The following is a 17,369-nucleotide window of genomic DNA, read 5'->3' on the forward strand; positions in this document are numbered from 1 at the left end:
TCAACATCAAGGCCGGCATGGCGCGACGTCTTTACGGAAGTTGCTGCCGCGACCGTGTCCTGATCTGACAGGGAGGCGCTGGGAGAAATCCCGGCGCCGACTGTCGTTTGGGCTCCTCTCGCGATTTGACCGCCTGTCTCACGCGGTTCGCCCGGAGGGAAGCTTCCTGGTGTTGGTTCAGAAACTGGCAGCAGACCTCACGTTCGGGCTAACCCGCCGCCGCGTCCTTTGCGCCGATCTTGCGCACCAGCGCCGCCGTCGCCAGCATCGCCCCGATGTCGGCGATGATAGGCGCGACATGCTTGGCGTAGTCGAGGGGCACCGAGATATCAGGCAACTCGAAGAAATTCCTCGTCTGCGGCAGGAGTAAAAAGCCGTCGCTGCCATTGAGCGCGACCCGCGCCGGATCATCAGGCCATGTCTCCTTGAGCCATGTCAGTGCCTGCGCCAGCCTGCCGCTCACCAGCGGCTGCGCCGCCTCGATGTTGTCGCTGCGGAAGTCGTAGGCGGCATCGAGTTCGGGCACCCCGCATGACAATTCCTGCATCTTGCTGGCGAACATGCCGCGGAAGAACCCGACGGCCATGTCAGTCCGGCGCGCCGCCACCAATATGCCGGGGAACGGCACCATAGTCTCGAAGGCGACGACGATCCCCTTGAATGCTATCGTGCCGCCCGTGCCTTGCCGGAGATCGGCTTCGTAAAGCTCGAACGGAAATCCCTCGTAGCGGCCGGAGACGATGTCGTCGAAGCGTTTGGTGTTGAACGTGCCGATCGTCTCGCGCGGCAGCCGGTCGAACGAATTCGGCGTCACCTCATGCTGGTAGCGCATATCCCTGATAAAACCGAAGATGATCGGCAGCAGTGTCTTGCGGTGCTGCAACCTGCTCATCGGCTTGGTCGCCTGGAAATAGAGCAGGATCGCCGCCACCAACCCGACGACATAGAGCAACACATGCGGTGTCGAGAACCATCGCTCGTATGGATCGGCGATCCTGTTGAAAAGCCAGGCGACGAGTGCCACGAACAACAGCACCAGTCCGATGAACAGCGGCACCCGCCAGCGGACTTGCCGGTAGGCCGAAGCCCTTTCGGCCTCGTAGGCCGCGAGATTGCTCTTGATGCCGGCGATGTCAGCTTCATCAGGCATGAAATCCGCTGCTTCCATCGCCATCCCACCGTCGAGAGACCGAACACCCAGCTCGGACAATAGCCGATTTTGCGGAAAGTCGCGCGACCACAGCGTTGGGGTGGTGGTGAGCCCACACGATTTATCCGAGCCGCCAGTCAACTGTGGCCATCAATTCCGGTTACCAAAAACCGCAACGAAACGGTCCGTAACGTTTTGTCTTAATGCGCCCTCCAGCGCCTCAACCGGAACCAGCCGCTCGTGGTCGCCGGCGCGCAGCCGCATGAACGGATGCAGCCGATAGGCGGCAACGGCGCCACGCGTGCCCCCGTCAGCGCTGATATCGACGGTCAGGATGGCCCCGATGCGGCCGGGCCATGGCTGGCGCGCAAAGGCGGTGCCAAGAAAATCGCCGAGCCCATAGGCGACCAGCGCCTTGCCGATCCGCTCCACCGGCTGCACGACATGGGCATGATGGCCAGCGATCAGCCCGGCGCCTTGCGCGGCCAAATGGCGTGCCAATGTCCGAGTTTCAGCCTGTGGAAAATGCCGGAATTCCCAATCCCAATGTGGCACGGCGCAGGTAAGGTCGACGGCGTCGCGGCGCGGCCATCGTGCCGGCTCGCCCTGCATCGACACACGGCCGGCGAACACCGCCGCGCCGGCGTTGCGCCACAGCGTGAAAGCGGCAAAGCCTATTGTCAGCGGCCCGACTGCGAGGCATTCGACCGGACCGGCGGCTGCGGTACCGATGCTGCGGATGCCAAGCCGTTCTAGCGCTGCCACGGTCTCGTCGAAGCCCTCGACGCCTTGGTCGAGCACATGGTTGTTGGCGAGCGACAGCACCAGTTTATCGCGCGAGATGCCAACGGCGGCCAACGCCTCGGCAAGGAACCGCTCGGTCATGGCATGATGGGTGCCAAGCTTCGTGCCCATCGCCGCGCTCGGTCGCTCCACCACGGGGCTTTCGCAATTGCCGACCACCAGATCGGCGGAGGCGAGCAGCGTGGCGATCGCCGGGTCGCATTGCGGCGCGCTGCGATTGGCCACCGCCGAGATATCGCCGACAAAGGCGAGCCGCACCGTCCGCGCCGGTGGCGGCTCGATCATGATTCCTGCCGCCGGCGCAAAGCCTTGTCGATCGCCGCTGAGCGACGGCTTCAAGAAGCGTGGCAGCCAGGACAATTTGTAGGAAAGCGGATAATTCGACACGCGCAGCCTGCACCGGGATGAACGGCCACGGTAGACGATGCGCCCGATATAGCGAAGCGCCTCCGTTCGCAATCGTGCGGCCAGATGCCCCGCAGTAGGCGCAACACACAAGATGCGTATATGGTTGCCGCCGAACGGCATACCGGAGGACAAAGATGACGCGATTTCCGAGCCTGCTGGCATCCGCCCTTCTTCTGCTGCTGCCGGTTGCTTCCGCCGGTGCCGCGGCCCGCGAACCGGCCGCCCTGTTCGAGGCAAAAACCGTAGCCGACCGCGACAGCACGCTTACCGCGCTGGAAGCCGCTGCGCCCACTGATCCTGCGTCGGCCTACGCCGCCGGCGCCGGCCAATTCTTCACCGCGCTGGAGATGCTGGCCGGCGGCCTGCACCGCCACGGTTTCGAAAGCCCGCAATCCTTCATACTGCCGCTGATGCGGCTGCCGGTGCCGGACAATCCCAATCCCGCGCCGCTGACCTACGACGGCTTCCGCGCCATCCTGATCGCCTTCCGCGATCGTCTGGAAAAGTCCGCCGCCACGCTTGGATCCGTGCCTGCTGATGCCGACATCGGCATCGAGGTCGACCTCACCCGCCTCGGCATCGATCTCAACGAGGACGGCCAGATCGCGCCGGACGAAAGTGCCGCCGCGATCATGGCGTGGCTGTCACGCGGCGGCGGTGCGCCAGACCCGGCCGCACCCGCCCTCACCTTCCGCTTCGACCGCGCCGACGGCTATTGGCTGCAGGGCTATGCCGAATTCCTGATGGCGCAGGCGGATTTCTGGCTGGCGCATGACTTCAGCAACGCCTTCGACGGCTCGTTCCACATGTTGTTTCCGCGCGCCAAACTGCCGCTGCAGGACACGCTCGTGCCGCTGGACGGCGGCATGAGCGGCGGCATGTTGTCGTCCGAATGGCGCATCGCCGATTTCATCTCGCTGGTGCATCTGGTCAACTGGCCGGTGGTCGAACCGGAGCGCCGGCAGGCGGCGCGTCGCCATCTCATGGAGATGATCCGGCTGTCCCGCGAAGACTGGAAGGCGATCCGCGCCGAGACCGACAACGACCGTGAATGGCTGCCCGGCCCGCAACAGAAAGGCGCCAGCCCGGTCACCGGCCTGGAGGTCGGCGAGGAGCAGGTCCAGGCCTGGCACGCCGCGCTTGATATGGCCGAGGACCTGCTCGAAGGCCGCATCCTGCTGCCGCATTTCCGCTTCGCCGACAAAGGCATCAACATGAAGCGCTTTTTCGACGAGCCAAAGCCCTTCGATCTGGTGCTGTCGATCACCGGCCCGGCCATCGCGCCCTATCTCGAGAGCGGAAAGATCCTCACCAGCGAAGAGTTCGATCAGATCCGGCGCCAGTTCGGCGGCGCCGGGTTTTTGACCTTTGCGCTGTGGTTCAACTGATGGCGCGTTCGACATCGCTCCTGACACCCTTGTGTCAGGAGCCTGGTTTCGTCTCGCACCGCGCGCCACTCCGCTCTTTCCATTTTGGCCGATACCTCCCATATTTGGGGCATGGCCAAACTTCCTGACAAAAAAACGCCGCCGCCGGCGCGTGACGATCGCGCTTCGCCGCCCAAGCGGCGCAGCCCGCTGACCGATTTCCTCGATGCGTCGGAGCCGCTGCACAAGCGCGGTTTTGCCGAGGCGCCGCAGGCTGAATTGTCAGGCACGCCGGTGACCGGCTCGATCGCCGATTGGGCCGAGCAGATCGAGCAGGAGGCCGAAAAGGAAGGGCGCCAAATCTCCCCCCTTGAGGGGGAGATGTCGCCTAAGGCGACAGAGGGGATCGGCAAAGGAAGCGCTCAACATAAGGGCACGCCGAGCGCTGCCGCACCGACCCCACCCGGCGGCTCCGCCGCCACCCTCCCCTCAAGGGGGAGAGAAGGCGCCAAGGCGAAAAAAATCCCCGAACGCTCCTCCTCCCCCGGCCGCACGGCACGCGGCACTTCGATGGGTGGCGCGGCTTCGGCGCGGGAGCGAACCGCGGCCGGCCTCAATCCGGTCGCCGGCCTCGATGTTTCGCTGGAGGAAGCCGAGACCATGGCCTCCGGCGGCGTCACCGCCACCGTTGCGGCGCTGTCGGCGCTGATCGAATCCGGCAACCCGCTGCACAAGGACGGCGTGCTGTGGACGCCGCATCGCCCGGCCCGGCCCGAAAAATCCGAAGGCGGCATCGCCATCAAGATGGTGTCGGATTTCGAGCCGGCCGGCGACCAGCCGACGGCGATCAAGGATTTGGTCGAAGGCGTCAACGACAGCGACCGCACCCAGGTGCTGCTCGGCGTCACCGGCTCGGGAAAAACCTTCACCATGGCCAAGGTGATCGAGGAGACGCAGCGCCCTGCCTTGATCCTCGCCCCCAACAAGACACTGGCCGCCCAGCTTTATTCCGAGTTCAAGAAATTCTTCCCGGAAAACGCCGTCGAGTATTTCGTCTCCTATTACGACTACTACCAGCCGGAAGCCTATGTGCCCCGGACGGATACCTTCATCGAGAAGGAATCATCGATCAACGAGCAGATCGATCGCATGCGTCATTCGGCGACGCGCTCGCTGCTGGAGCGCGACGATGTCATCATCGTCGCCTCGGTGTCCTGCATCTACGGTATCGGCTCGGTCGAGACCTACACGGCGATGACCTTCCAGATGCAGATCGGCGACCGGCTCGACCAGCGCGCGCTGCTCGCCGATCTCGTCGCCCAGCAGTACAAGCGGCAGGACATCAACTTCGTCCGCGGCTCGTTCCGCGTCCGCGGCGACACGATCGAGATTTTTCCGGCTCACCTTGAGGACCGCGCCTGGCGCATTTCGCTGTTCGGCGACGAGATCGAGGCGATCACCGAGTTCGACCCGCTGACCGGCCAGAAGACCGGCGAATTGAAGAGCGTCAAGATCTACGCCAATTCGCACTATGTGACGCCACGCCCGACATTGAATCAGGCCATCAAGTCGATCAAGGAAGAGCTCAAGCAGCGGCTGGTGGAACTCGAACGGGCAGGACGCCTGCTCGAGGCGCAGCGGCTGGAGCAGCGCTGCCGATTCGACCTCGAGATGCTGGAAGCCACCGGCTCCTGCGCCGGCATCGAGAACTATTCGCGCTATCTCACCGGCCGCCAGCCGGGCGATCCGCCGCCGACCCTGTTCGAGTACATCCCCGACAATGCGCTGGTCTTCATCGACGAAAGCCACGTTACCGTGCCGCAGATCGGCGGCATGTATCGCGGCGACTTTCGCCGCAAGGCGACGCTGGCCGAGTACGGTTTCCGTCTGCCGTCCTGCATGGACAACCGGCCGCTGCGTTTCGAGGAATGGGACGCCATGCGCCCGCTTTCGGTCGCGGTTTCGGCGACGCCCGGCGCTTGGGAGATGGAGCAGTCCGGCGGCGTCTTTGCCGAGCAGGTCATCCGCCCGACCGGCCTGATCGATCCGCCGGTCGAGGTGCGCCCGGCCAAGACCCAGGTCGACGACGTCGTCGGCGAAATCCGCGAAACAACCAGGGTCGGCTACCGCACGCTGGTCACCGTGCTGACCAAGCGCATGGCCGAGGACCTGACCGAATATCTGCACGAGCAGGGCATTCGCGTCCGCTACATGCACTCCGACATCGACACGCTGGAGCGCATCGAGATCCTGCGCGACCTGCGCCTCGGCGCCTTCGACGTGCTGGTCGGCATCAACCTTTTGCGCGAAGGTCTCGACATCCCCGAATGCGGCTTCGTCGCCATCCTTGATGCCGACAAGGAAGGTTTTTTGCGCTCCGAAACCTCGCTGATCCAGACCATCGGCCGCGCCGCCCGCAACGTCGACGGCAAGGTCATCCTCTACGCCGACCAGATCACCGGCTCGATGGAGCGGGCGATGGCCGAGACCAACCGCCGTCGCGAGAAGCAGATGGAGTGGAACGCGGCCAACGGCATCACGCCGGAATCGGTCAAGTCGCGCATCTCCGACATCCTGGATTCGGTCTACGAGAAGGATCATGTCCGCGCCGACATCTCGCAGTTCACCGACAGCGCCGGCGCGATGATGGGCAACAATCTGAAAGCCCATCTCGACGCGATGGACAAGCAGATGCGCGACGCCGCCGCCAATCTCGATTTCGAGAAGGCGGCCCGCATCCGCGACGAGATCAAGCGGCTGCGCGAGATGGAGCTGTCCATCTCCGACGATCCGCTGGCCAAATATGCCGATATGGAAAGCCCGGTTTCAGGCCGCGAAAAAGGCAAGCACAACAAGGGCCGCGCCATCCATCGCACGGTCGACGATGACGGCAAGGGTCTGTTCCGCAAGCCCGCGCTCGACGAGATGGGCGCCGACGGCGCGGTGCCGGTCAAGAAGCCGCTCTTCGCAAAACCTTCGCTCGACGCCATGGGCCCGGGCACCGATATGCCGACTCCCGCCGGTGCGGTGTCGCGCTCGCTGTTCAAGAAACAGTCGGCCGAAGAGGCGCACGGCTCCGATTTCGGCATCCCCGGCGAGCCAACCAAGCCGCTGTTCAAGAAGAACTCGCTCGATGAGATGACCGTCCGGCGGACCGAAAAGCCTGTTGAGGGAAAAGTGCCGGCCAAGCCACAGCCGATCTCCCCCCATGTGGGGGAGATGCCCGGCAGGGCAGAGGGGGGCGCGAAGGATCACGATGATTCCGCCAAGCCAATCGTTCGCCAGCGCGCCGGCATCGGCTCCTATGAGGACCCAGGCGACGCCCGCCGCGAAAAACGCCGGCCTGGCAAGACGGGCAGGCCGGGACGGTAATCTGCTGTGGCGCTGCTTGAGCGCCACAGGTATTCTCATGCCATCGCTTGGGTGGCTGCCGATGATGACACGCCGTTTCTTTGGACTTTTCGCCGCCGTTGCTGCAGCGTTCCTGCCGTCCCGCGCGACGTCTCAAACAAGTAGCGCGCCGCGGCGTTTGCAGGATGACATTCCGGTCGCCGCGCAATGGATATCCAACGCATTGCAAAGCTCGAACTATCGCGCCGATTTCTCACCACAGAGCATATCCGAGGTGGAACGTTTCTTTCGCGAGCAGACGAAGGATGGAGAGCCCATCTCCGACGGTTTGATGGCACAAGATATCGGGCCGCGCCTGTTTGCGTTGGGAAGTTACTGCGGCGAGGTGCTTCGCAAGGAACTTGGTGGGCACTGGCTGACGAATGATGACGATCCCGAGGGGGAAATCAACGCGGCTCTCGAAGCCGCAAACGGCGTTACCTGCTGGCCCATGCAACGGGTCATGAAGCGGTTGCGCAGCAGCGAGGACGACCTGGTGGTTTGGGCCGAAGGGATCAGGCGAGCCTGAAAGGCGCATTCGTCGGCCACTTGCCACCAACCCCGCCTTCGGTGTATTCGCCCTCCAAACACTCAACGTCTTGAAAGGAGGGCTGCGTGACTTTCGACCACCACCGTCAGCGCGGCCCTGTCCCTGCCCTGCGAGCTTGCTTGCAGGGCTGACCAGGGACGGTCCGGGTTCTCCCGCTTCGATTTTCTTGGTCTGCCCTTCGTGGTGCTGCAACGCCGAGCCTGCTGGCCCGCCTGCGCACCGTCAAAGTGCATCGAACCGGAGTGTTCCTCCGGGCAGACCAGAGGAACCAACATGGCCCTGATCAGCCTCAAGTCCCTCGGCGTCACCATGAGTGCGCCGCTCTTTTCCAACCTCGATCTCACCATCGGCACCGGCGACCGGCTCGGCATCGTCGCCGCCAACGGCCGCGGCAAGTCCACCTTGCTGAAATGCCTGACCGGCGAGATGGAGCCGACATCAGGCGACATCACCCGCACGCGCGGCCTGCGGGTCGGCTTTGTCGAGCAAGCCGTCCCTGCGGCGCTGGCCGAGCACGGCTTTCAGCAGGTGGTGGCCGACGCCTTGCCGGCCGAGCAGGCTGAAAGCGAGCAATGGCGCGTCGACGTGGTTCTCGATTCGCTCGACGTACCGCAACCGATGCGCGAGCGGCCGATGCGGGCTTTGAGCGGCGGTTGGCAAAGGCTGGCGCTGATCGCCCGCGTCTGGGTCACCGATCCCGACGTCCTGCTTCTCGACGAGCCGACCAACCATCTCGACCTCGCCAAGATCGCCCAGCTCGAAACCTGGCTGAACGCACTGCCGCGTGAGGTGCCGGTGGTGATCGCCAGCCACGACCGGGCTTTCCTCGACGCAACGACCAACCGGACGCTGTTCCTGCGCCCCGAACAGTCGCCGGTATTTTCGTTGCCCTATTCGCGGGCGCGCGATGCGTTGAGCGAAGTCGACGCCTCGACTGAGCGCAAATTCCAGCGCGACATGAAGGTGGCGCAGCAATTGCGCCGGCAGGCGGCCAAGCTCAACAACATCGGCATCAATTCGGGCAGCGACCTTTTGACGGTCAAGACCAAGCAGCTCAACCAGCGCGCCCAGCGCCTCGAGGAGGTCGCAGCGGCGGCGCACCGCGAAAAATCGGCGGGCGCGATAAAGCTCGCCAATCGCGGCACCCATGCCAAGGTGCTGATCACGCTCGACGACGTGGCGGTCGAAACGCCTGACGGCACACTGCTGTTCAGGACCGGCAAGCGCCATATCTGCCAGGGCGACCGCGTCGTGCTGCTTGGCCGCAACGGCGTCGGCAAGTCACGGCTGATCAGCCTGATCAGGAATGCCATCGTCGAGTCGGAGACGGCGGCGCAAGGCGTGAAGGTGACGCCGTCGACGGTGCTCGGCTACAGCGACCAGGCATTGTCGGGCATCAGCGGCGACGACACACCGCTGGCGATGCTCTCGCGCCGATTCGACGTCGGCGAGCAGCGTGCCCGCTCGCTGCTGGCGGGTGCGGGCGTCGGCATCGACATGCAGGAGCGCAGGATCGGCATGCTGTCGGGCGGGCAGAAGGCGCGGCTGATGATGCTGGCGCTGAGGCTCGCCAATCCCAATTTCTACCTGCTCGACGAGCCGACCAACCATCTCGACATCGACGGCCAGGAAGCGCTGGAAACCGAATTGCTCGCCCATCAGGCGAGTTGCGTGCTGGCATCGCACGACCGCTCCTTCATCAGGGCGATCGGCAACCGCTTCTGGCTGATCGAGAAGCGGCGGCTGGCCGAGGTCGACAGCCCGGAGGATTTCTTCCGATCGGTGGCAGAAACGGGCGGTTGAAGCTTTGCGCCAAAAAATTTCGCCAGTCCTGTCGAATCATGGCCGCGCGCCACGTCCTTGGGATGCCGACACGGTGATGCCGGCGCCAATCGAGGAGAGAGCATCATGTCCATTCTGTCGTCCGTTGGTCGCATCGCGACCCGTTACTCGGCGGCTCGCGCCCGTTACCGCAGCGAGCGCGCCCTGCTTTCATTGCCGATCGAACTGCGCAAGGACATCGGCTGGCCGGAGATCGTCGTCGACGCGCAAAACAGCCGCCGAATTGCAATCTCCTTGTCTGAGGCAAGATGATCCGAGGCAAATTGAAGAGACCAACCGGCCGCGGCGCCGTCATCAGCCTTGCGCGTCGCCCAAGGTCACTCCAACCGCCGATGGCCCGGCGCATCTGGTCCCGTCATTAAAAAAATGCATCTGACGTGTAGGATCGCCGCCGCTTCATTCGTCCTGTGGTCCGCAAGGTCAAACCAAACGCAGAGAGGAGCAAAAAGATGAACGACCAGCCCCAAACCCAGCCTGCAGCGAAAGTCCTCGGCGGATTGACGCCCTACCTTCAGCTGGACGGCGCCTTCAAGGCTTCGGAATTCTATAAGAAGGCCTTCGGCGCCGAGCAGGTCTTCTTCTATCCGCCGGACGAGCAGGGCCGGACGATGCACATCCATCTCCACATCAACGGTTCGACCTTGATGATTTCCGACTTCTATCCCGAGCACGGAATGGCCCCGGTGAAGCCGCAGGGCTTCACCATGCAGCTGCATCTCGGCAGCGACGACATCGACGCCTGGTGGCAGCGCGCCATCGATGCTGGTTGCCAGGAAGTGATGCCTTTGCAAGTGATGTTCTGGGGTGATCGCTGGGGTAACATGCGCGATCCGTTCGGTGTCGAGTGGGCAATGAACGCGCCCGTGAAGGCCGCCTAGCGCCTTCTTCCCTCTCCCCTTGTTGTGGGAGAAGGAAAAATCCAACAAGGAGAAACAAAATGTCCTATGTCGATGGTTTCGTACTTGCCGTGCCCAAGGCAAATCTCGACGCCTACAAGGAGCTGGCGGAAACAGCCGGCGCCGTCTGGAAGGAGCATGGCGCGCTCGCCTTTGTCGAATGCCTGGGCGACGACGTGCCCTATGGCGAGGTCACCTCGTTCCCGCGCGCCGTGCAGGCCAAGGACGACGAAGTCGTCGTCTTCTCATGGGCCGTCTATGAATCGCGGCAGAGCCGCGATGCGGTCATGGCCAAGGTGATGGCCGACCCACGCTTGAAATCCGACTGGTCGGCGATGCCGTTCGACGGCAAGCGCATGATCTTCGGCGGCTTTCAGCCCTTCGTCGAGCTGTAGGCCCGCAACGCATTACGCCAGCCGGTCGAGCAGCGGCTTGAGCCGGTCGCCATAGCGTTTCCACAGATCGACCGAGCCCTGGTACATCGGCTGGCGCACCTGCGCCGCCGACGCCGTGCGCACCGGCCGGTCGGTTTCGTGGAACGACAGCACTGCATCGTCCCATGGCAGGCCGAGATGGGCTATCAGCGACCGCGTCTGCCCTTCCTGCTCGGCGACGAAATCCTCGTAGCGCACATCATGCACGACATCAGGCAAAACGGTGCGCCAATGCGCCATGATGTCGGTGTAGAGATTGTGAAAATCGGCGAGCTCGCCGAGATCGTAGCCGTAGCGGTGGCTGTCGCCGCGGAAATGCACCTTGTAGATCGACAGGCAGGTCGCCGCCGCGTCGCGCGCGCAATGGATGATCTTGGCCTTGGGCAGCATCAGATGGATGAAGCCGACCAAAAGGAAATTGCCGGGCATCTTGTCGGTGACATGCCGGAAACCCGGATAGCGGGCGTGCAGCAGGTCTAGATAGGCCTGGCCTGCCTCGGCAAAGGCCTTGTCGGGCATGTCGACGATCCCGCTGGGGAAACCGCCCTTCATACCAGGCGGAAACTGTTTTCCTACCGCCGTCTTCAATATGCCGAGTTCGCCCGCGCCATAGACCTGCGGATGGCTGGCGATGATCTGCTCGACCAGCGTGGTGCCGGAGCGCGGCATGCCGACGACGAAGATCGGCGTGGCGTCGGCAATCCCGCTCGGTCTGTGCTTGTCGAAGAAGGCCTTGTCGAACACCGCCTTCATCGTTTCGAATTCGGCGCGTGTCTTGCCCGCATCATAGTCGATGCCCGTGCGGCGGATGGCATTGCCTTCGGCGAAATAATCGAAGGCACGGCCATAATCCTTCAGATCGTCATTGGCCTTGCCGAGGCCGAACGAAAGCTGCATGCGCGCCAGGCTGCCTTCCGGCGCCTTGGCGTGCTGCGCCTCCATCCCGGCAAGCTCGGCGTCGCGCTCCTGCTGGCGCTTGACCTGGGTGAGCATCAGCCAGGCCCTGGCCATGCCGGGATCGACCGCCAGCGCCTGCCGGAAATGCTCCGCTGCCTCTGCGAGGTTGCCCTTTTCCATCAGCCCGACGCCGAGACCGTGCAGCAGGTCGGCGTCCTTCGGCCGAATTGCCAATGCTTCGCGGAAGACGGCGAGCGCCTCCTCCAGCCGCCCTGCCTCCTGCAGCGTTTCGGCAAGCCCGATGCGGGCGCGGACATGGAACGGGTTGCGGCCGATGGTGCCGCGATAAATCTCCTCCGCGCCCTCGAACTGGCCGAGTTGCTTCAGCGAGGAGCCGAGATTGTCGTGCGCCGCGAGTTGGTCCGGCCGGATTGCCACCGCGCCACGGAAGAAATCGACGGCTGCACCGACACGGCCGAGGTCGCGCATCACCGTGCCGAGATTGTTGAGGAAATCTGGATTCTTGGGTTGCAGGCGCACCGACTGTTCGAGCAGATCAAGTCCTTCGGCGCTGCGCCCGGTCTGGTGCAGCAGCAAACCGAGGAAATGTGCTGCCGCCGCATGATTGGCCTTTTGCGCCAGCACCTGCCGGTAGAGCATCTCGGCTTCCTGCCGGCGCCCCGCCTGATGCAATTGCAGTGCCTGCTGCACGCGCTGGTCGAGCCCCAGCGGCGGCTGTCCGCCTGAGCCGAAATTGCCGCCCGCGCCTGCCGGTCTTCTCGGATCTCTGTTGATGGGAAACCTGCCGTGTTTTGTCCGCCTGCCGCGATCTAGGCCATCGGCGCGGCAGGTTCAAGGGTTCGCAGGCCAGCTTATCGGAAATCCTGGGTTCAGGGCCCGGCCATGTCAGATCAGGCGGTTGGTCTCCGCAACCTGTCTGGCCCTTCGCAGCGTGCCGTCGGTATCGGCGATCTTGCGCCTTGCTGCCTCGTCACTTCGTATCGTCAGCCGTGCCGACATGACTTTCGCAGGCCCGGCGACCTGCTTGACAATCGGCTTGATTGTTACGGCCGAACCATCAGGTGTTTTCACGGAAACCATGGTTTTTCCTTTCAGATCTAAATAAAAATCGATGCCGGGATGAATTTTTCCGGCACAATCTCAAACAATTATTGTGAAGTTTTCGGACCGTATCACCATTTTACAAATAGCCCTAGAAAAGTAATTTCGCGAAAAGATCGACACCAGGCGGGAATCTTCTTGAATAAACCGCAATTTTGGATTAATGAATTGAGATCGTTTTTTGGGCCAAGCTTGGCATCTCGCGGCGTCAGAAGTTCTCGACCCGCCAACTCATTCCAGATCGCCGATACCCAAATTGCCGAACAGGGACGCACGACCTTAAGTCCCGGTGCCGCGAAGCGGGCACCACCTTATCGGATCCAAGCCGGGACGACACTTCGAGGCACGAGAATGTCTGGCCGAACTACCCATTCCATCGTGCATTTCGAGGCACCCTTCATGATTGGCGGCCTGGACGGACAATTGCCGCCCGGCGACTACGACATCGACCACGACGAGGAGCTTGTCGATGGCATCTCGTGGCTTGCCTGGCGCCGTGTCGCCACTTTCATCCATCTGCCGGCAAGGACGGTGAAAAGCCAGACCAGCCAATTGGTCGCCATCGACTTCGCCGAACTCGAAACCGCGCTGAGGCGCGACCAGGAGAATGCCGCATGATCCGCTTCCAGCAGAACGCGCGCCCGCGCACCGACACGCCCGCGCATCTTTTCGCGATCGGCCAGACCGTTCGCATGAAGAGCCGCACCGGCCTTGTCCAGAAGACCGCCGAACTGTTCCAGATCAAAAGCAAGCTGCCGGTCAAGGACGGCTCGCCGCAATACCGCATCCGCAGCGACGAGGAGACCCATGAGCGGGTCACCACGGAAGACAATCTCGAAGTGGCCGACGATCCAAACAGCTAGCCGCCCATCAACCGTCGCCACCATGTTCACCAATCACGAGGACCAGGAAATGGCCAAGGGTCAACAGCGCAGCAACCGCGAAACACGCAAGCCCAAGAAGGACAAGACGGCAGCAAAACCGGCCTCGCCCTTCGGCTCGGCTGTCAAGCAGGCGGACGCCGGTTTGAAACCGAAATCCAAGGGCTAGCGGCGGACGGATGAGCAGCCCTGCATTCATCCAGCCGCCGCGCGGATCGGATCAAAGATCACATAATTTCGAAGCCATGGTCAGGATTGGCTAGGGCCGAGTTCATCGCCTATTGCCGCAAGGCGAAGCTGCCGGCGTAGAGGCAAGAGCCGCCAGCTGCCCTTGCGCGGCTGCGCCCAATTGATGGATGAGCCCTCCCCGCCCGGAGACGGGGAGGAAACCAGCCTCTCAGCAGGGACCGTCGTCGACGATGCGATAGTCGGCGGCGCGAGCCTCGCAGGCGTTGGGGAAGGTGCGCAACCCGCTGCCGCGGCGGGCGCAGACCGGGCGGTATTCGCGCGTGCAGAATGTCTGCTCTCCATCACCGCCACCGTCGCGGCACTGGCCGCCGCTGATGATGCGATATCCGGCCCGCTCGGCAAGGCAGGCATTGGCGAAGGTCTGGCGGTCGCCACCGCGCCGGGCGCAGACCGGATCATATTGTCTGGTGCAAAATTGCGGCTCGGGCCGAGGCGGGCGGTACCCCGGTCCGTCCTCCTCCACCACCACCGCGGTACAGGCTGCAAGAACTGCCGACAGCAACAGGATCGCAAAACCCTGTCGCGAGAAGATTGCCGCAGGAAATTTCATCACCAGACCTCCTCGAGCCCCCGCTCCAATGCATTTCACCCAAAAGCATGCCCACGGGCTCCGACCCGAGGGTGCGGGCGGTTTGGGACGACGGCATGCGCAAAAAAATGCAAATGCGCCCCCGCCGATCCTCGCCATTCCACCCGCCGAATGCAACCCCTGTTTGCAGACTCCCAGCCGGCTGGACCATGCGTGGCCGGGCTATGGCTTATGACCACCGGGCGAGCACCCCCGCTTTGTCGATGCCATGTGTGCGAATGCGTCCACGAGCGGCCGTTGGCGCTACCTTGCAACCATCGCGTTTCCGTGCGATAAATTTTGTGTTCGGGCATTTGCGACCCGGAGAGCGGAACGTTTTGGACGACCTTTCCCCGATACTGTGAATCTCTGACGGCCCCGTTTTTCGGCGGGGGTTCTAATCATGCGCCAATGCATGACTGCCGAAGCAACCACCGGGACTTGCCCACGGCGTCAGGCGGCGGGCAAACCACAAAGACTGACACGGGTGAAGGAGTTTCCCCAATGGCCCAGACCGGCACCGTTAAATTCTTCAACGCTACCAAAGGCTTCGGCTTCATCACGCCAGATGACGGCGCCAAGGATGTGTTCGTCCACATCTCCGCGATCGAGGCTTCGGGCCTGCGCACGCTCGTCGATGGCCAGAAGGTCACGTTCGATGTCGAGCCCGACCGCATGGGCAAGGGGCCGAAGGCGGTCAATCTCCGCGCGGACTGAACCGTCAGCGCGCATGTCCGCCCGGACGTGCCAGGCCGGAGGTGCCAGGAATGAGCCCGAGGCCCCTCCAAGGCCTTGAACCGGCTTTCAGCGCCGGACCCGAGTTTTCGAAGGCGCGGCGGTTTTCGTCGCGCCTTTTTTCGTGGCAGAGCGGCAAGCCAATGCTCGCAAAACTTTCTCTTGCCGATGACGCTAAAATAAACGACAAATTTCCACTCGGGCATTTGCCGGCCCGAGACTGGACTTGATGGGATCAAAGGAGCTTCCCATGCCGCAGACCGGCACCGTCAAATTCTTCAATCATGCCAAAGGCTTCGGCTTCATCACGCCGGATGATGGCGCGAAGGATGTCTTCGTCCATATTTCGGCCGTGCAGGCGTCGGGTCTTCCCGGTCTTGAGGATGGGCAGAAGGTAACATTCGACACCGAGCCGGACAAGCGCGGCAAGGGTCCGAAAGCCGTCAACCTGTCGATCGGCTGAGCCGAGTTCGAGACAGCGTCGGGCGGTCCGCTAGCGCAGCTCCGCTCCTTGTTGAGCGTACGATATTTGTGCCTTGCGCCATGCCTGATCGATAAATCGACTGGTCCCAGCCCGCTAATTTCGTTCAGCCCGCGTTCAGCCACGGTCGCCTAGTAATCTTCGGTAAAGCCGGACCGCATCCCCCAGATTACCCGGGCCGGCATGAAGAAGACCGAGATGAACCGAATTTTCAAGACCGCCGTCCTGTCCGCCGCGATCGTTGCAACCACGCTCGCGACCTTGCCGGCGGCCAGCGCTGGTGACTGGCGCCACCGGCACCACCGGGGTAATGGCGATGCGATCGCGGCAGGCGTCCTTGGCCTCGCGGCCGGCGCCCTGATCGTTGGTGCGCTCAACAACCCGCAGCCCAGCTATTACGACCCCGGCTATGACGATTATGGTCGTTATCCACGGCCCGCCCCGGTGCGCCGCCACTACGCGGAACCGCGGGTCGTCTACAATGACGGCTATGCCGAGCCATGGACCCGTGGCTGGTATGAATATTGTTCGGATCGCTATCGCTCTTTCAACGCCCGCACCGGCACGTTCACCGGCTATGACGGCGAACAGCATTTCTGTACCGCGAACTGAGGCTTCCCTGCCCCCAAAAAAGCGCTGTCCGCAAGGCCAGCGCTTATTTGTTGTCGGCATCATAAAGGCAAGAGACCGACGCGCGTCGCGTAAGGCTCCTCAGCCACGACGCGTTTTAAATCAGGAATGGATTGCTCCGGCGCTCCTCGCCGAAGCGGCCGCCGGGACCATGGCCGCAGATGAAGCCGATGTCGTCGCCGAGCGGCAGAAGCTTGTCCTTGATCGAGGCGATCAACGCGGCGTGGTCGCCGCCCGGCAGGTCGGTGCGCCCGACCGAGCCGCGGAACAACACGTCGCCGACATGGGCGAACTTCGCAGCACGATTGTAGTAGACGACATGGCCGGGCGCGTGGCCGGGGCAATGAAAGACTTCGAACGCGTGCTGGCCGAACGAGACGGTATCGCCTTCGCCGAGAAAGCGGTCGGGCACGCAGTTGCGCACAGGATCGGTGATGCCGTAGTGTTTCGCCTGCTTCTCGAGATTGGCAAGCAACGGGCGGTCGGCCTCATGCGGGCCGATGATCTCGATGCCGAGCGCCTCCTTCAGCTCCATGGCGCCGCCGGCGTGGTCGATGTGACCATGCGTGATCCAGATCGCGCCGGCATTGATCGCATTCTCCTTGAGCGCTGCCAGCACCTTGTCGATGTCGCCGCCGGGATCGACGACGACGCCTTGCCTGTCGTCCATGTCGAAGAGGATGGTGCAGTTTTGCTGGAAGGCCGTGACCGGCACGATGCCGGCGTTGAGCTGACCCATGATCGTCCTTTCGCTGTGTCGCTTCTGATTTAGAGACACACGCGAACGTCGTCCACCGCATCCGGCTGTCGCGACAACGCAAAATGAAATGGGCGGCCGAAGCCGCCCACGCAAAAGCCCGAAACCGCTAAGGCGCGTCGCGGCTGAATGGATTCATGCGACGCGCTTTAAGTTATTGTTTTTATGCATGTCGTTATCGCAAAACCGCTGCGCACCTCGGGTCAAG

19 protein-coding genes are annotated in these 17,369 nt (G+C 63.1%); 13 read left to right on the top strand and 6 right to left on the bottom strand.

Annotated features, from left to right (window positions below; all coding sequences use genetic code 11):
• Window positions 1-208 precede the first annotated feature (208 nt).
• Both BQ8794_RS18205 and BQ8794_RS18210 read right to left on the bottom strand, forming a co-directional pair.
• Window positions 209-1,168, bottom strand: a complete 960-nt coding sequence (locus tag BQ8794_RS18205; RefSeq protein WP_077380399.1) for a DUF3137 domain-containing protein — start codon at window positions 1,166-1,168, stop codon at window positions 209-211.
• 132 nt (window positions 1,169-1,300) lie between these two features.
• Entirely contained in the window at window positions 1,301-2,341 is a 1,041-nt protein-coding gene (locus tag BQ8794_RS18210) for a CapA family protein (protein ID WP_077380400.1), read from the bottom strand.
• A gap of 155 nt (window positions 2,342-2,496) precedes the next feature.
• Here BQ8794_RS18210 and BQ8794_RS18215 point away from each other — a divergent pair, with 155 nt between their 5' ends.
• From BQ8794_RS18215 to BQ8794_RS18245, 7 genes are all read left to right on the top strand, one after another.
• Window positions 2,497-3,750, top strand: a complete 1,254-nt coding sequence (locus BQ8794_RS18215) for a hypothetical protein (protein ID WP_077379940.1) — start codon at window positions 2,497-2,499, stop codon at window positions 3,748-3,750.
• Between the two features lie 111 nt (window positions 3,751-3,861).
• Window positions 3,862-7,101: an excinuclease ABC subunit UvrB gene (uvrB, locus tag BQ8794_RS18220; protein WP_077379942.1), complete on the top strand. Its 3,240-nt coding sequence runs from the start codon at window positions 3,862-3,864 to the stop codon at window positions 7,099-7,101.
• Between the two features lie 61 nt (window positions 7,102-7,162).
• Window positions 7,163-7,648 (top strand): hypothetical protein, encoded by a 486-nt coding sequence (locus tag BQ8794_RS18225; RefSeq protein WP_077379944.1) that lies wholly within the window; start codon window positions 7,163-7,165, stop codon window positions 7,646-7,648.
• A 294-nt stretch (window positions 7,649-7,942) separates the two neighbouring features.
• Window positions 7,943-9,472 (top strand): ABC-F family ATP-binding cassette domain-containing protein, encoded by a 1,530-nt coding sequence (locus BQ8794_RS18230; RefSeq protein ID WP_077379946.1) that lies wholly within the window; start codon window positions 7,943-7,945, stop codon window positions 9,470-9,472.
• Window positions 9,473-9,577: 105 nt separating this feature from the next.
• Complete coding sequence (locus tag BQ8794_RS18235; protein ID WP_023799860.1) at window positions 9,578-9,763, top strand: hypothetical protein; 186 nt, start codon at window positions 9,578-9,580, stop codon at window positions 9,761-9,763.
• A 197-nt stretch (window positions 9,764-9,960) separates the two neighbouring features.
• Window positions 9,961-10,389 (top strand): VOC family protein, encoded by a 429-nt coding sequence (locus tag BQ8794_RS18240; protein ID WP_077380401.1) that lies wholly within the window; start codon window positions 9,961-9,963, stop codon window positions 10,387-10,389.
• Between the two features lie 59 nt (window positions 10,390-10,448).
• Complete coding sequence (locus tag BQ8794_RS18245; RefSeq protein ID WP_077379948.1) at window positions 10,449-10,802, top strand: DUF1428 domain-containing protein; 354 nt, start codon at window positions 10,449-10,451, stop codon at window positions 10,800-10,802.
• A 12-nt stretch (window positions 10,803-10,814) separates the two neighbouring features.
• Here BQ8794_RS18245 and BQ8794_RS18250 read toward each other — a convergent pair whose 3' ends face one another.
• Window positions 10,815-12,449, bottom strand: coding sequence for a tetratricopeptide repeat-containing sulfotransferase family protein (locus BQ8794_RS18250; protein WP_077379950.1), 1,635 nt, complete (start codon window positions 12,447-12,449; stop codon window positions 10,815-10,817).
• Window positions 12,450-12,644: 195 nt separating this feature from the next.
• Window positions 12,645-12,839, bottom strand: coding sequence for a hypothetical protein (locus tag BQ8794_RS18255; protein WP_077379952.1), 195 nt, complete (start codon window positions 12,837-12,839; stop codon window positions 12,645-12,647).
• Window positions 12,840-13,211: 372 nt separating this feature from the next.
• Between BQ8794_RS18255 and BQ8794_RS18260 the strand changes: the two genes are divergently transcribed.
• The 3 genes from BQ8794_RS18260 to BQ8794_RS35685 are packed head-to-tail and all read left to right on the top strand — an operon-like array spanning window position 13,212 to window position 13,910.
• On the top strand, window positions 13,212-13,478 hold the full coding sequence (locus BQ8794_RS18260) for a hypothetical protein (RefSeq protein WP_077379954.1): 267 nt from the start codon (window positions 13,212-13,214) through the stop codon (window positions 13,476-13,478).
• A complete protein-coding gene (locus BQ8794_RS18265; RefSeq protein ID WP_077379956.1) occupies window positions 13,475-13,723 on the top strand; it encodes a hypothetical protein in 249 nt (82 codons plus the stop codon). Before BQ8794_RS18260 ends, BQ8794_RS18265 begins: the two co-directional genes overlap by 4 nt.
• A gap of 49 nt (window positions 13,724-13,772) precedes the next feature.
• Window positions 13,773-13,910, top strand: coding sequence for a hypothetical protein (locus BQ8794_RS35685; protein WP_167378784.1), 138 nt, complete (start codon window positions 13,773-13,775; stop codon window positions 13,908-13,910).
• Window positions 13,911-14,138: 228 nt separating this feature from the next.
• On the opposite strand, the gene BQ8794_RS18270 is transcribed toward BQ8794_RS35685, so the two are convergent.
• The gene (locus tag BQ8794_RS18270) at window positions 14,139-14,540 is read right to left on the bottom strand and encodes a Kazal-type serine protease inhibitor family protein (protein ID WP_077379958.1); all 402 of its coding nucleotides are present in this window, start codon (window positions 14,538-14,540) and stop codon (window positions 14,139-14,141) included.
• 522 nt (window positions 14,541-15,062) lie between these two features.
• Between BQ8794_RS18270 and BQ8794_RS18275 the strand changes: the two genes are divergently transcribed.
• The 3 genes from BQ8794_RS18275 to BQ8794_RS18285 all read left to right on the top strand — a co-directional run bounded on the left by BQ8794_RS18275 (window position 15,063) and on the right by BQ8794_RS18285 (window position 16,386).
• Complete coding sequence (locus BQ8794_RS18275) at window positions 15,063-15,275, top strand: cold-shock protein (RefSeq protein ID WP_023799871.1); 213 nt, start codon at window positions 15,063-15,065, stop codon at window positions 15,273-15,275.
• 268 nt (window positions 15,276-15,543) lie between these two features.
• Complete coding sequence (locus BQ8794_RS18280) at window positions 15,544-15,756, top strand: cold-shock protein (protein WP_006202521.1); 213 nt, start codon at window positions 15,544-15,546, stop codon at window positions 15,754-15,756.
• A 216-nt stretch (window positions 15,757-15,972) separates the two neighbouring features.
• Window positions 15,973-16,386, top strand: coding sequence for a BA14K family protein (locus tag BQ8794_RS18285; protein ID WP_077380402.1), 414 nt, complete (start codon window positions 15,973-15,975; stop codon window positions 16,384-16,386).
• Between the two features lie 115 nt (window positions 16,387-16,501).
• On the opposite strand, the gene BQ8794_RS18290 is transcribed toward BQ8794_RS18285, so the two are convergent.
• Window positions 16,502-17,143, bottom strand: a complete 642-nt coding sequence (locus BQ8794_RS18290; protein ID WP_077379960.1) for an MBL fold metallo-hydrolase — start codon at window positions 17,141-17,143, stop codon at window positions 16,502-16,504.
• Between the last annotated feature and the right edge of the window lie 226 nt (window positions 17,144-17,369).

Origin of the sequence: Mesorhizobium prunaredense, from assembly GCF_900156895.1 — a bacterium.
Classification (GTDB): Bacteria; Pseudomonadota; Alphaproteobacteria; order Rhizobiales; family Rhizobiaceae; genus Mesorhizobium; species Mesorhizobium prunaredense.